Raw genomic sequence first — 14,663 nt, 5'->3', positions numbered from 1 at the left:
GAATATCAGCAACAGAGACTTCCCGCGCCCTACCTGCACCCTGCCCTCTGTTTATGCCCTAGTCCCGACTATCGCAACAACTGAAAAACGTCGATTGAGATGTCCACTAAAACCGGCACGGCTAGAGCCGCACACACAGCGACCCAAAGTCGCGTTCCCTTTGGAACAAGCGCCAAGACAAGGAACGCGATTGAACACGTATACAGACCTACGGCTTTTGACTGATCAGGCTCCACCCACCGCTTTCCGTAGAGCACATAACCCACCGCAAAACAGGCAATCATCAGCCGCAATGGCCAATTAAGGTTCCACGCCCGCGCTGCTCTCATACTGCCCTCTCAAACATTCGAACTATTGTTCCGCATCCACTTTGGGTCGAAAGCGACCCCTCTTCTCTCAATCATGAAAGTGAACGCGTTGCGCATACCACCACCTTCCCCAGACCGCGGTGACTACGGCGAACAACACACAAAAAACGATGGCGGGGATACGTGCGTTCTCAAGGTCAGTCCGCGTTAAAAGCGCGAACACTTGAAAGCCCGCCCCGCCAATGAGAACTACGAATCCCATTCGCCAAGCAGTTAGTTTCTGCCGGTAGATACCTATAGCTAGCGGCAACATCACTGCGCCGTACACCGCTGCGGCGTATCTCATCCAGATTTCTGGGTAGTAAGTGGAAATGGATCCACCAGGGTACCCTTGGTAGGACTGGACACCCGTAATTGCCGAGGCGAGGCTCATGAAACCCAGCAGAAAAAGCGCGCCAGAAACGACCAGAATGACTTTGGGTGGCGAACGCTTTTGAGTTAAGGAAAACAGCGGTTGCGCCTGAACCGTTGTTGCAACTGTAGTCGATGCCTCTATCGCCTTACGAATGACAGCAGACAGCCACGCTGGATCATTGCGGGAGAACCAACCTCCCAGCCAAACCAATCCGAGCCCAAACACCAACATGGCGAGACTTGCAAAAGGCATTGCCTTTGCTTGGGGCGAACGCATGGCAGCAACCAAAGCCAGCGCTGTGAACAGCGTACAAAAGCTCAGCCAGAATCCCATGAACATCCTCACCAACCAGTGAAGCGTGTACCTCCCTCTCAACACCACGTTGCCATTAATCACCTCGAAGCGTCCAACGAAGAATGGCTTAAAAGAATTGCCCACCATAGGGATTACCCGCTGGAGAGAGACACGGGATTCGGTCACTCTTCCGCTCGCTACTTCTTCCGTCACAGAGAAGAATCCCCAGCGGCGCGTGGCGGCCTTCAATCGCTCAATCGATTCGGTCATTCCGAATGTGCTTTCGAACTCGACAGGGTCAGAGCCAATCCAAATTCTCCTGAACCATTCAAGCATTCGTTTCCCCTATTTTTAATTCGATACCCAGCGAAACTCTACCGCCTGATCGATTGAATTGTCTTTCTTAAAGGTCTTTACGCGCGCGGCACGACGTGAGTGTTGGTGCCGACTCGCAAGCAGACATTGCAAGTGATGCAACAGTTCGCTTGGGATCGAACGCAGACACTTACTCATTTCAATGTGAATTGTGCAAAAAAAATCAATTCCGACTCAGCGAAGGCACCCATGTGAATACCAGTAGCAACGCTCCGCGCTCTGGTTTTGAGAACAACCCAATGGCAGTTTCTTTGTCTCGACAGTCCCATACTGCCAAACCGCGCGCCGTCGACGATGTCGAGTCGGATTTTTGGATGCCGAAGCGTTCCTGGATATATCGCTTCACGTCGCCCAGCTTGGCGAGGGGCATTTGAATTTCGATGGTTTGAATATACGCGAGCTCCGTCACTCTAACGTGAGCCGTGACGGAGCTATCCAAATAAACGACGGGCACATCTGACCAGAATGCCTGCCCCACGTGATCGCTTTGGCTATGGAAATGCTTGGCTACCTCGCCAACACGGACATCGCTGCCGAGAGACAGTGGTCCGACCGTCGCACCATGACAGCTTGCGCCGAAACAGGCGATCAGCAGCATCCATCCAAGCGCCCATCGCGATATATAACCAACTCTGTGCACATTGATGGCAAGACGCGTAGCTAACGACATGCCTTCGGGGCACTCTGGCGTAGGCGCCAAGGCAAGTCAGTCCATCTCTCTTTAGTGCCCACGGGTCCCAACAGACATACCTCCCTGCCCGCCGGGCATAACGTATTGATCGCGAATCGTCATGTCTGGCGGCGCGTTTCTAGCGAAATTAGTCTGATTGCTCAGACCCAGTCGGCCGTTGGCGTCGTGCGACCAATACCATCTACCGGGTGGCACGGGATTGGCTGATACATATGCAAAGTGAGTGTCGAAGCCGCCAGTACCATTGGGTTGGGACTGCAAGCTCACGTTGATAACGAACTGGCTGGACACCGGCTTGCCCTGTTTGTCGTACGCAGGGGTGTGGATCATTTCTTCCAAATTGGTACGCAGCAGACGTGTCAAATCGGGGGAAAGCCGATCGGCCGGTATGACTTCGGTAATTTTGCCCTGCGCATTGACGTACACGAGCACCGGTTCGAGATTGCCTGAAGCCGTTCCAGGCGTTTGCGGGCCATCGGCAACTGCAATCGAAGTACCTAGCAACGCGACGATCAGGGTAGGAAGCCGTAATGCTCGCATGTCCATTTCCTTGTGACAGTAGGCTTTCGGCTTCTTACTCCGAGTTAATTGCCTAGTCAAGCAACATGCAATCTGCGCTCTTTGGGCCGAAAGCGGACACATACGCCTTTCCATTTTGGCCATCCATTTTCATGCTTAACCGCAGGAAGCGCCGCATTGAATACCGGGCCAGAAACATACTGACGCGGATAATCAAGGCCTTAAATAAGCAGTAGCTGCTTAAAAGGAAAGGGACGGCGATAGCTAAACCCACTTAGGCGTCCCCGTCCCCTACTGCGATCCAGCCAATAGCAATTAGAACCCCACGTAATTTTGGCGTTATTACCCGTGCCGTTCTCAACGTTTGTTCTTGATCATCTAGGGGTTTGTGCGCGGGTATTTAACTCCCTGGCTTGGCGCTTCCCGCACGTCAATGAAATATCGCAGTACCCACATTAACGACGGTGTTGTTGTCGTGATGCGGGTCTCTCGCCTCCGGCTTGCCCGACGTGCGTGGCGTCTCGACGTGCTCTGTCCAGATGCCGTAGACGTGCCCGTCGCGCGCCGCCAGGCCGCTGTAGTCGCCCATAAAGACATTGCGCATGATGAAGGGCTGCTTGGTCCAAGCGTAGTTGACGAATGTATTGCCGTGGTCTGTCGAGCGCGCCAACGTCACCGTAACGGCACGTTCGTGGGGATCGGCGCGGCGATCATAGAAAGACACATAAACATCGCCGTTGATGGGATCGACGGCCAGCGCAGGGAAGAAATGATCGGCGCCATTGTGCATAGGATCGTCGTTGACGCGTATCGCCGGCGTCCAATTATTGCCTTCGTCGACCGATGTGGAGAGAAAAACATCCACGCCTCCATTTCGGTAGTCGGCCCATGTCACGTACAAGCGGCCGTGCGGCGCGTCGGGCGTGGCGCGAGGATCGATCGCCAGCTGCGGGAAACCATTGGCGCGATCCAGGTCCGCGATGCCGTACATGATTGGCGCCGTGGAAATGACGTCGCGCGCTTTGGAGAAAGTGCGGCCGCCGTCTTTGGAGAGCGTAAAAGCGATATGGCTCGTATCCGCCCAAACCGCATAAAACGTGCTGTCCGCACCCACCACGCCCCAGAATCCCTCATTGGCGCCCGTGTCATCGCGCGGCAATCCGGGGTGGTCGTCGATTTCCATCGGTGTCGACCAGCTCAAACCATCATCCGTGGAACGGCTCAAGAGAATTTCCGATCCGGTCAACGTCCAGCGCGTCCAGCCAATATAAAGATTCCCAGCGTGTGGACCGCGACTCTGGTCGGCGACGATGTAAGGCTTGTCTTCCCATAGCGGCGGCGGATGGTCGCCGACATGCTCAATGACGGCGCGCGCCTGACTCTCCCAGGTTTTGCCGCCGTCCAGTGAGCGGCGGATATAGAGACCGCCTGCAGGCGCATTGTGTGCCCAGTAGCCTTCGGTGCCCAATCGATTGAACGCCATAAAACTGGCGATGGCATGACCGTTGTTGTCGTAGGTAACCGAGACATCTCCCGACACTCGCCATTCCGGCGGCGCAACCTTTGGCACATCACTCCATTTGGCGCCAGCGTCATTGCTGAAAGCGATGTGGACATTGTCCTGGTAAATCGCCGTGACGTTGCGGGGATCGAGCTGATTGATCGCAATCCCCGGTTCCGTAAAAAATCCCGGCTTGGTAAGCGTTGTCACCGTTGTCTGAGGCGCCATCGGCTCGGAAGCGGTATCGGCGGCCCAAAGGCTGATCGATGCCGTGGCAGTGGTCAGACACAAAACGCCCAACACAATTCGGCTTGGTTTAACGAAAAGCGCCATAACGTGACCCCCTAAAAAAACCTCTGATACTCAATAAAAAGAGTGCAAAAAAAGACGCCAGTGCATAAACGCACATCACTACGCCCGCCCTTTTTTCGCACTGCTTTTTCGCTCAGTCCAAAGCAGACAGATTTAGCACATCTCAACGCAGCGTTACATCGCAGCCATTTGCGGCATTAGCCAAGTCGCTTTGCAAGATCGCGCCGCAGCCTACAGCAACTGCAATTCCATCAAGTGGCGACGCAATCCGTGCGGCTCTTTGAACCACCATCCACGCATGCCCAACGCTTCGGCCGCCGCCACATTGCGCGCCGAATCATCGATATACAGCGCCGACGAGGGGTCGACCGCGTAACGCTCCAACAGCCGCAGAAAAATGCGCGGATCGGGTTTTATCAAACGCTCCTCGCCGGATACCACAATGCCCTCAAACCACTGCAGAAACGGATAAAGCTGCTGCGCAATGGGAAAGGTTTCCTGCGACCAGTTAGTGAGCGCGAACAAACGCACACCGCGCGCTTTGAGCTCGGCCAACAGCGCGACACTTTCTTCGATGGGACCCAGCAGCGTTTCCTTCCATTGAAGGTGATAAGCATCGATCCACTCGGCATGCTCGGGAAAGCGCCCCCGCAGCAACGCGGTCGCCTCGGCCCATGAGCGCCCCGCATCCTGCTGTTCGTTCCACTCGCTGTTGCATACCTCTCGCAGGAACCATTCCATCTGTTGCTCATCGTCGATCAACGTCCGATAGAGGCGACGCGGATCCCAGCCGATCAGGACATTGCCAAGATCGAAGATGACGGTATTGATACGGTGATTCACTGCGTTGATCCGGAGTTTGCGCGCGCGGGCTGTCGCTGCTGGTTCGTTCTACCGGAGATTATGTCTGTTTGGGGTCGAAAGCGGGCACTCGCTATAAACGTTTACTACCGGCCTAGGGGTTCGGCGCAGGCACCACGCGTAACGTGGCAGCGAACATGGCGCGCGTTTCTTCGTCGGTGATATGCGCGGCGGCGGCCTGTGCCTCCGCATAGTGCTTGGCATGTACGGCAGCGTCTCCTTCTGCACAGGCGACATTGGCCGCAACGGCATGGGCAAACGCCTTTTCCCACGGTGCGCAGTCGGCTCGTTCGAAATGTGGCAATGATTTTCGCAAATAGTGCGCTGCCGGCACGGGGAGCTTGAGCAGTGCATAGACGTGTGCAAGTAACTGCGCCGCATGAGCGTGATTGCTCGGTTCACCAACCATTTTCCAGAAATACATCGCTGCGTGCGCCGCGTGCAGCATTTCTTCATCTTCCTCAGGCGAACGGTGAAGGATTTCTGCAAGTGTCCATGCCCGATTGTTGGCCTGGGAAGCCAAGCGCCTCTGCCAAAGTGCGACATCTTCGGAAGTTGGTTTGTCAGGCACGAGTCGATATCCCATTCTTTTCAATCAGCTATGGATGCCCTTTTTGGTTCGAAAGCCGACATCCACTCCACACGCGATAACACAGGCAAGTCGCCCCGAGCTCAGTGTCCGGCAACGGTCTGATCAATCCACGCCGCATAAAAACTCACGCGCGCTGCCGCAAAGCGCTGACCGCATACTCCCATGCGGAATGAACCGTCCTGCATTTGTCGCACGATACGCTCCACTTCGCTGGGTGTCCCATCCAACCCGTGAGTGACCCCAGCCAGATAGGTTCGACCGGCCACATCGATGGTGACTGGACCGCCGCTATCGCCACCCGCTGTGGCGCCGCTAAGGGTCGGGGCGCCAGTGCTGCAGTCGAATACGTAACGCAGCCATGAACCATCGGTCTGGGTCAGGCGATTCTGGGCGCGCCGTAGTTGAGTGCGATGACTTTCACTATCCGGAGCGCCCGTGAGTTCGGTGCCCGTGGCGCCTGCGCCGTAAACCGTACTCAACATGCCGGGCTTGGCGTTGCCGCGATCGATCGGCATCGGCGCAACATCGGTGACGGGCTCGGTGAGTTCCAGCAGTGCAATGTCGTGCATGGCGGCCATCGCGGCCATGTATTGATGCATAAAGGCGTCGGGCTTGGTTGTTTTTATCTGCTTGAACATCTGCTGCCAAGCGTCCCGCGCAGCGGGGTAATCCGGGTAAACAATAATGCGGCTCACCGCGCGCCGTTTTCCGTTGATGGTCACGAAGTGCTCTTCCGGCATCATCTGCATCATATTCACGGCATGGGCCGCAGTGATCACCCAGCGTGGCGCAATCAACGTGCCATGACCTTCGTCGGGCAGATCGACCAGCGAGGGGATGGTTTGCGGGCTGATGCGGTAGCGTGCATCCGGCTGATCGTGGCGTATCACGATTGCGTAAGCGCTTGTACTTAGCAGAAGAAGTGGAAGAGCGAGACGTAAGATGATCTTCATGCGGTTCCTTCCGTTGTCGTGCTTGGTGAGTTTTAGGCGTTACGCTGGCACGGGCTAGTCATTCCAGTTTTTGTATTGGGTTAGGAAGTCCGCGGTTCTCTGATGCCACGAATCAGCAACCACAAGCCGATAGTGATTTCATAAATACCTGCCAGATCATCAAAATTCGAACCGATCGAATTATCGGGCCAAACAATGGCCACAATGCTTCCGACAAACATAACCGCATAGCTCAATAGGCCGAACCCAGCCAATAACCGAGGGATGTAACGAGATTTCAGAAACAGCCAACTGAAAACGATGCAACCCAACGATAAAAAGATCACACCAAGGTTGTAGCCGGCATCGTGTGTATCGTTGAATAGCCAAACGAGACTCTGTATCTGCTGGCTTGAAAATACCGTCGCATATCGAGGATCGGTCAGCAGCAGCAACATGGTCAGGCTATGGAGCGTAATGACGCCCAACACAGAAGCTTCCGCCACACGCCAGAACGCAGCCAGCAACGCAAGATTTCTACCCACCGGCCGAAGCACGACATACAGCGCGACCGCCATACCGATATCGCCCGCAAATGCCGTCAAATCGCTAACGATTCCGATGCGAAACAACGTCAGGTGATTAAGGATCGATGACGCAGTCTTCGCTGGATCATTGTCAACGATCAGACTGCCGCGACCGCTGAATTCACCAAATACGCCACATGCCATCAACAGCAGATACAGCGCACCAGCCACGCGTGCGGCCACGCGCTGAGATCGATCAATCGCAAAATTCGCCATGCCACTCCCCAAACTACGTCAGGGCGTGACGTAGCATCGATGGTTAAATGACGCTGTGCACGAACTTGAAAGGCACTGGACTAGGCAACGCTAACACTAGCCCAAGCACCTACGAGTGCCAGACGTCACCATGCCATGCGCCTATAAGTAAATTTGACTGCGTTAATGGCTGCTTCGGGTCGAAAGCGGACACCCTTCCTGCCTACGATAGCTTTCCCTAATCTCGCTTCGCAAATGTCCGCCTCAAGTCGAAACCGGGTGGTTGTTTACGGCCTTGTCTTCAGGTTGGTTTCTTTTATGTTGAAAGACAAGCTACGCTCTAGCAGTGATGAACGTTGCTCGCTGTTCAACGTATCGGCATAAGCTTTGACGATCGCATTGATAACCAGAGCTGGATTGTCATGAAAAATGTAATGCCCCGTTCCGACCGCGAGAATACCCTCACGGTTTTTGGCGGCGCTCGCGAATTGCTGGTGACAACGCTCCCAACGCGTTCTTTCAGCCTCGCTCGGGAAAGGAGGATGCTCTGAAACGATATCGATCACCGGAATGGAACGTGGGAATGTAACTTTCCGCATTACATCCGCCATGGACCGGTAGTCGCTCAACAAATAGTACACGCCAGGTCGATGGGCCTTGAAATCATCCATTCGGTTTTTGTAAGTTTTCTCGGTGATGTCCAACTGTTCGGGCGTCAAAAAGCAACTCTCCGTCGCATCGATCAAAACGATCGATTTCACCCTGTCAGGGTGTCTCGCGGCATACAACTCGGCGTAAAGCCCACCTAACGAATGCGCTACTAATATGATGTTTCCATCATAGCCAAGCGCCTTAAGCCCTTTTTCAAGATCGCTAACACCGTTGACGATGCCGTGCCTGTTTCTATCGAATCCGCTCTTTCCGAACCCCGGTCTGTCATAGGCAATCAACGTGGTGTTTGTGACATCCGCCAACGGCACTAAGATTCCGTTCCAAACCGTCGAATCGTCGCCGCCACCCGCTTCAAACAGGATCGGCGTGCCATGCCCTTTCACGATGTGGAAATTTAATTGATTTCCACCTACATCGACCTTGGTGTCGATGGTTTGGCCTATCGCGAAGGACGCGCTCAAATAGGACAAAAAAAGGGTGGCTTGGATGAATCGTTTCGCCAACATGGACGCATCCTTTGTCGACAGGAGCAACACGTCAAATTCGTTCGAGAGGTTAACCTCACGAAAGTACCTATAAAGGGCAATGCGAACATAGATGCATCAGGTGGACAGACGGTTTAACAGTCGTGCCTATTTTCTTTCCTGTTGGTTGGACGAGTACCCGAGCGAGTACTCGGAGCAAGTCATCGCTATTATTGGCGCGCTTCTTGCCACCGTTTTGAACGAGCAGCAGGAGCGCCGCCGCTGAGCCATACCAATGTCTGCTTTGGGTCGAAAGCGGAATTCGCTTAATTGATCGAAAAACCACCCAAAGAACTACTCGGCAGTTTTTGAATCGGGCTCCATAACCGCTTCTGCAAATGCAGTGCGCCCCCTTCAGTGACCCACCTTCAGGGTCCGACCGCACTCAATGGCCGCTTCAGGACGCTCTCAGATCCTACGATCACGTGATCCAGGTCGTAACAGAGAGAAACTTGCCGCCATCGACATATTCGTAACTTCGCCAGCCGCTCATCAGATCGTTATGGTCGTGTATGACGATCTTCGATTCCGGCTGCAGGGAACCATCGCGGAGGATAACCGCCTGACCGTTCTCGATCAGCTGTCCGACCAAGTACATGACGTCGAAGCGACGAGTGTTTGGTTCGCGGCTCAAGGAAGCGATAAAGCATCCTGAAGCATCCCGGTCTGACGATTTGCTTTCCAGAAGAACAGCCGCTCGATCGCCGGCAATAAGAGCAAGTCTTTCGGCCTCGGTGTGATAAGGCTGACCATGGCGCCTACTCAACTCGATCAAGTTGTCCTCGGAAAGCAATATTCGCGCACCCGATCCTCGGACCGAGACACATGGGCGCGCAACGGCAACCGATGCAACGACCGTTTGATATGTGTCCGCATGCGATGGGGCCCCTGAAGTAGCTCCAGCCTGGTGACTGATCAGAAAAATCAATGCAACGATAAGAATTCCGTTTCTCACAAACTCCCCTTTGCGCTTTTAGTTGGGATCAAAGAAGTGAAGCTGGCCCCGTTTTTGGATGGCGGCATCAAGATTTCCATTCCTCGGTGTACGCAAAGCGCGTGGGCCGCAGCGACATATATTGCACGACGCGTGGTCGTAGCGCGCGGTTTGGACTGCTTCCATGCGGCAGTAGGTGATGCCAAATAATCATGTCGCCGCGCTTTGCTGCAACGGGTTTCATCGTCAAGGTACGCCTCGCATAGCTGTGTACGTCCACACCTTCGGGAACGCTTTTCAGCCACTCTTTCAACGTGAGATGAAATCCAGGTACGCAGCTGAAGGCCCCCTGGTCTTCAGCAACATCGGCGAGATACAGAATGCCCTGCACTTCAAAACAGTGCGGCTCGGCGAGCGTGGCGTCCCAGTGCAAATGGGGTCCGGGAAACTGCCAGTGGTCGTGTTCCGGCGGATTGAATCCGACTTGGTCGATGGTTACCCAAAGATCTTCTTGCCCCCACAGTTGGGCATGGGCTTTATGAATACGTGGCGCTCGACGATTAGCTACCAGCGCCGGATGCCGCAGTAGCGGCACCCAGATGGAATGGGCCAGCGATTCGCGATACCAGGACTTCGGGTCATCGCGATCCATTTCTAAGAAATCGTAGACGGCCATCTCTGCCGTTTCCGCCGCCTCCGCGCTGATCGCGTTGCGCAGAATGACGTAGCCATGCTCATGCCAGTGTGCAAGGTCGTCCGCACTCAGGCCTTCGACAAAGCTGAGATTGCCAACTTCGGAGCCGACAGTCTCGCCCGCGAGTGCGCGCCGCAAGCGATTAAGCGAGACTTCTTTAAATTCGTCGCCATTGCGCTCTAATACCCAGGCTTCGAATTGCGCGTAACTCGGCCGCTCCTGGTGCAAATAACGCAGGGTTTCCAGCACATTAAGTCGCAGACCGGCTAGCAATGTCTTCACGACATCCTGCGGTAGCGGAGCAGCAGAGCCCGGGGCGCACTGGCAAGCCCAATACGTACGCAACGCCTCAATACCAAGACTCGTGCCCGTCTCAATCATCTGTGCTCCTTGCTACTTTAAAAATAGCGACTATGTCCGCTGCGGGTCGAAAGCGGACCTAAGCAGAGCGCAGGTCCGCTTGGGCGCATAGTTAGGCGGCACCCCTTCACTTCTTGACCACGGGGTAGCGGACGGTGATTTCGCCAGTCGTATTTGCAATTCCATCAGGAACTAAAGGGATAAAGAGACGAATTTCCTTGGCATCACGCGGAACTGTCAAGGTTTGCTTCAGGACTAAGCTCCCACTCGGAGCGGAGACCTCTTGAGTTACTTGTTTTCCGTCATTCGCCACCGCCCTATTTTTCTCATCCTGCGGAACGAGAACTACAACGCCATGATTGGCAATTTTCAGCGTATAGGTAACGGACGCCGTGATTACCACTACATTTCCGCGAACTAAAGGGGTGCCAGGTGCAGGGTCTATTGTGGTGAGGTGTATGGAATAGCCATCTGCAGAAGGCGCATTGAATGCCCAGGGCAAGCTGTCAGTAGCCTGGGTGGCCGGGATCCAGCACTCTATCAGGGCAACAAGCAGCGTTGTTGCAAGACCAATACGCATACAGGGACTCCTTAATTTTCTTCCGCCTAACTACTGAATATACGGACGCCGACGCCCGGTTATACATGTTGCGACACACGGCATATCCATCGATTCCAATGTATCCGCATACGGTCGAACTTGGACTACAGCGTTCTTCTCCACACGCGATATTGCCAACCCAAGATGTGAAAAAAGCTCGTCAAGAAGAATAGAAAACTTTGCCAAGGGGTTTGATTAGTCTCAAACCGTTTATCCCACGCCTCTTTCCAAATTGCGTGGCGCTTGGCACGGACCATCGCCTTCTCTGAGGAAATCTTCCGCTTTTGTACTCGCCGATCTGCGGCTCGTTTTTGTTGTCTTGTTGGTGACATCGAATTACCCGTCATCCGGCCGCCATGTCTGCTCCGGGTCGAAAGCGGACATCACGCGATCATCCTACAGCGCTACGTCCTTGAGTGCCTTTTTAAGCGCCACCGTATCCGCCCCATCGAATGCCACCAAAATGATCCGCTCAAGAGACGGCGATTTTTCTAAGAACGCAACGCACTCACGGATGGCAACCCGGCACGCATCGGCGATTGAATAAGCAAATGCGCCCGTACTTATCGCGGGAAACGCAATAGAGCCAACATTGTTTTCAATCGCCAAGGTTAGGCAAGAACGATAGCACTGCGCCAACATCTCAGGCTCCCCTTTCAGTCCCCCACGCCAGCGGGGCCCGACTGTATGAATGACGAACTTGCACGGCAGTCGAAATCCAGGAGTGATTCGCGCGTCCCCAACCGGGCACCGAATGCCTGGCCGAATTTCTGGAACGTTGCGACATGCTGCAAGAAGCTCCGGCCCCGCGGCTGCATGAATCGCGCCGTCAACACCGCCACCTCCAAGCATCCATTCATTCGCAGCGTTAACGACTGCATCGACCTCGATACGTGTGATGTCCCCTGTCAAGACTGAGAGCTTTTCCATGTCGCGGAATTTCCTAAATCGAACGCTAGAGAGTCAATGTACGCGTTGGTCCATTCGCTAACGCAATGGTCCGCTTCGGGTCGAAAGCAGACATCCCGAACGTATTGGTCAACAGGAATCGAATCTGAGTAAATCCCATCTGCGAAAAAATTCACATCCCCGCGGCCGTCAAACCAAACTTTGCGGCTTGCGCGTCGATATTTGGATTGATCGCGCGGGCGGCCGCCAGATCGGCAGTGCCCGCGTCTTTTTGGCCATTGCGAATTTTTGCCAAGCCTAGCCCATAGTGCGACCACGCGGATTGGCTGCCTTGCGCGAGCGCCGTCTCGTAAGTGCTAATCGATTCGGAGTACTTGCCTAAGCGCAGTTGCACCATCCCCAAACTCTCGAGGTAGGCGGGAATTTCGCCGTCGCGTTTGATGGCTTTCCGACAGTCGCTCAAAGCATCATCAAGCGACTGATTGTTTAGGCTACGCGCCCAACAGCGCGCATTGAGTGCGCTACCAAGCATTACGTCGTCGCTATGTACACGAATCCAGGCGTCCAGTAATGGCAAGGCCGAGTCGGGTTGATCGAGTGCGAGGTACAGACTAGCGATGTCGTTCGCGTTGGGCGATCCCGCAGGTGTCAGGGCATTCGCCGCATTGACGTCCGCCATCGCGCCAGCCTTATCTTTGTGTGTAAGGCGAACGCTCGCGCGCAACAGCAGCGCATCGACGCTGTTCGAATCCAGGCCTACAGATTTGTCCAAATCGGCCGATGCGGCATCGAGCTCATTTTTGGCGACATAGGCGCGCGCACGTGCGAGAAAGTAAGCGGATCTATCGGGCACCAAGCGAATTGCTTCATCCAAGTCCGCTATAGCCCCGCCAGGATCGCCACGGGACAGAAACGCTTCGCCGCGTAATGCGTAGTCCGCCGCGTTCTGCAATGGCGCTCCTGCACCGCTACCGGCCATCCCTTGATCGCTGCCACCGGTGCTCATCGCGAAAATGGGCCCGCCGCTATAAGTGAAATAGACCTTGTGCTGACTCCTTGCGATATACACGCGATGGGCGAGGAGGAAATCCGCGCCAAGCAGCATGTTAATGTCGTGACTTCCAAGCATTCCATCGATCACGTTCAACTGAGCGTGTCGAATCGTTTCACCACCCATCGAGAAGGAATCGACGGCGACAGTCCACGATTTGACTGCTTTTGAGCCGATGCCTGAGCTGATCTCGCCAGGCTTTGCGTCCGGACCATGCAGGTCGACGCCGATGGTTTTTGCGGCGTCGCGACTCAAAAGCGACATGGAAGCGCCTGAATCGATCAGCGCGCGCAGTTGTTTGCCATTGATCGTTACCGATAGCACCGCTTCATTGTCAGTCGACTCGTCCGAGGACCGCTCTAAATCTACGACGTTGTAGTTACCACCCTTGGACCAGTAAGCCAGCGGTGCCTTGGTGCAGCCATCTGGCCTGAAGAGCGTTACTTTTCCGTGCCCCAGGTCGATTTCCAGGTCGGCGACATAAAGCAAATTAGCGCCGATCAGTCCATAACCCGTATCGCTACCGCCAACCATGAAATCGACATTATTTAGCGTCATGCCAAGAATGCCGAATTTTTTGACGCGCGCGAGCTGCACCCTGGCATCTCCACCGACGCCAGTCATACGAACATCGCCTTCAAGCCCTTGTGGCTTTAACCCTAATGAGAGGGCATTGGCACGTGACATCGTGTTCAAAGATGCGCCGGTGTCAATCATGAAATGGGTATCTACGCCATTTATGCTCACCATGGTAATGGGTTGTCCATCGACCATTTCTACCGGCAACGTACCGAAATCTTTCAAGTGACAATCGGCAGCGAGTGCTTGGCTCGACAACAGAAGCACGCCGACTCCTGCGGCGCAAAAACGCAACAGATTCATCCCCTGTTTCCCTTTAAGCGAACACATGGATCCCTGCGGTAGTTTCGAGGGGTGCCTGATGCCCGTCAAGCTTAGATTTGAGGGCATTGAACGTGCCGCGTGATCCTAGAAATTTGGAGCTACTTAGGATCCGCCTCTAAGAACCGGAGTGAATCAAGAACCGCTTTTCTCAACGGTCTTCAGAAGTTCAGAACTGTCTGCAATAGGTCGGAAGCTGACATTTGATCGATCATTTCTGCCCAATGCTATCGGGCATTTCCCCGATGTTGGGCGGGCGAACATAAGGCCGCGATTGCTCGTCTGATGCGCCGAAGGAGCGATAGTTCAACCGTGCCAGAGTGAGGCTTACGCGATTAGCACCCCCGGCATAACTAGGGTCGTTCAGCTGCACATAGTCGTCCTCCCAAAAACAGACTGGGCAGATGACGTATGAACCAGGAAATGAACCGTCATC

14 protein-coding genes are annotated in these 14,663 nt (G+C 54.6%); all 14 read right to left on the bottom strand.

What is annotated here, in order from left to right; all coding sequences use genetic code 11:
* Positions 1 to 396 precede the first annotated feature (396 nt).
* Positions 397 to 1,353 (bottom strand): hypothetical protein, encoded by a 957-nt coding sequence (locus L0U79_RS09110; RefSeq protein WP_233841787.1) that lies wholly within the window; start codon positions 1,351 to 1,353, stop codon positions 397 to 399.
* A 202-nt stretch (positions 1,354 to 1,555) separates the two neighbouring features.
* Positions 1,556 to 1,990, bottom strand: coding sequence for a hypothetical protein (locus L0U79_RS09105; RefSeq protein ID WP_233841786.1), 435 nt, complete (start codon positions 1,988 to 1,990; stop codon positions 1,556 to 1,558).
* Positions 1,991 to 2,113: 123 nt separating this feature from the next.
* The gene (locus L0U79_RS09100; RefSeq protein ID WP_233841784.1) at positions 2,114 to 2,623 is read right to left on the bottom strand and encodes a hypothetical protein; all 510 of its coding nucleotides are present in this window, start codon (positions 2,621 to 2,623) and stop codon (positions 2,114 to 2,116) included.
* Between the two features lie 409 nt (positions 2,624 to 3,032).
* Positions 3,033 to 4,436 carry a sialidase family protein gene (locus tag L0U79_RS09095; protein WP_233841782.1) on the bottom strand — a complete coding sequence of 468 codons (1,404 nt, stop codon included), beginning with the start codon at positions 4,434 to 4,436 and terminating at the stop codon, positions 3,033 to 3,035.
* A gap of 210 nt (positions 4,437 to 4,646) precedes the next feature.
* A complete protein-coding gene (locus L0U79_RS09090) occupies positions 4,647 to 5,258 on the bottom strand; it encodes an HAD family phosphatase (protein ID WP_233841781.1) in 612 nt (203 codons plus the stop codon).
* Positions 5,259 to 5,370: 112 nt separating this feature from the next.
* The gene (locus L0U79_RS09085; RefSeq protein WP_233841779.1) at positions 5,371 to 5,847 is read right to left on the bottom strand and encodes a hypothetical protein; all 477 of its coding nucleotides are present in this window, start codon (positions 5,845 to 5,847) and stop codon (positions 5,371 to 5,373) included.
* 101 nt (positions 5,848 to 5,948) lie between these two features.
* A complete protein-coding gene (locus L0U79_RS09080) occupies positions 5,949 to 6,821 on the bottom strand; it encodes a trypsin-like serine protease (protein WP_233841777.1) in 873 nt (290 codons plus the stop codon).
* 80 nt (positions 6,822 to 6,901) lie between these two features.
* Complete coding sequence (locus tag L0U79_RS09075; protein ID WP_233841775.1) at positions 6,902 to 7,603, bottom strand: DUF4386 domain-containing protein; 702 nt, start codon at positions 7,601 to 7,603, stop codon at positions 6,902 to 6,904.
* A 266-nt stretch (positions 7,604 to 7,869) separates the two neighbouring features.
* Positions 7,870 to 8,760, bottom strand: coding sequence for an alpha/beta hydrolase (locus L0U79_RS09070; protein WP_233841773.1), 891 nt, complete (start codon positions 8,758 to 8,760; stop codon positions 7,870 to 7,872).
* A 439-nt stretch (positions 8,761 to 9,199) separates the two neighbouring features.
* Positions 9,200 to 9,553 (bottom strand): hypothetical protein, encoded by a 354-nt coding sequence (locus tag L0U79_RS09065; protein ID WP_233841771.1) that lies wholly within the window; start codon positions 9,551 to 9,553, stop codon positions 9,200 to 9,202.
* A gap of 247 nt (positions 9,554 to 9,800) precedes the next feature.
* Positions 9,801 to 10,655, bottom strand: coding sequence for a phytanoyl-CoA dioxygenase family protein (locus tag L0U79_RS09060; protein ID WP_233841769.1), 855 nt, complete (start codon positions 10,653 to 10,655; stop codon positions 9,801 to 9,803).
* 238 nt (positions 10,656 to 10,893) lie between these two features.
* Positions 10,894 to 11,346, bottom strand: coding sequence for a hypothetical protein (locus L0U79_RS09055; RefSeq protein ID WP_233841767.1), 453 nt, complete (start codon positions 11,344 to 11,346; stop codon positions 10,894 to 10,896).
* A gap of 417 nt (positions 11,347 to 11,763) precedes the next feature.
* Complete coding sequence (locus tag L0U79_RS09050) at positions 11,764 to 12,297, bottom strand: macro domain-containing protein (RefSeq protein WP_233841765.1); 534 nt, start codon at positions 12,295 to 12,297, stop codon at positions 11,764 to 11,766.
* 151 nt (positions 12,298 to 12,448) lie between these two features.
* Positions 12,449 to 14,209: an aspartyl protease family protein gene (locus L0U79_RS09045; RefSeq protein ID WP_233841763.1), complete on the bottom strand. Its 1,761-nt coding sequence runs from the start codon at positions 14,207 to 14,209 to the stop codon at positions 12,449 to 12,451.
* Between the last annotated feature and the right edge of the window lie 454 nt (positions 14,210 to 14,663).

Source organism: Dyella sp. 2HG41-7, from assembly GCF_021390675.1.
GTDB lineage: Bacteria > Pseudomonadota > Gammaproteobacteria > Xanthomonadales > Rhodanobacteraceae > Dyella_B.
Note: the sequence above shows the minus strand (reverse complement) of the source record. Positions and strands in the feature narration are given on the sequence as shown.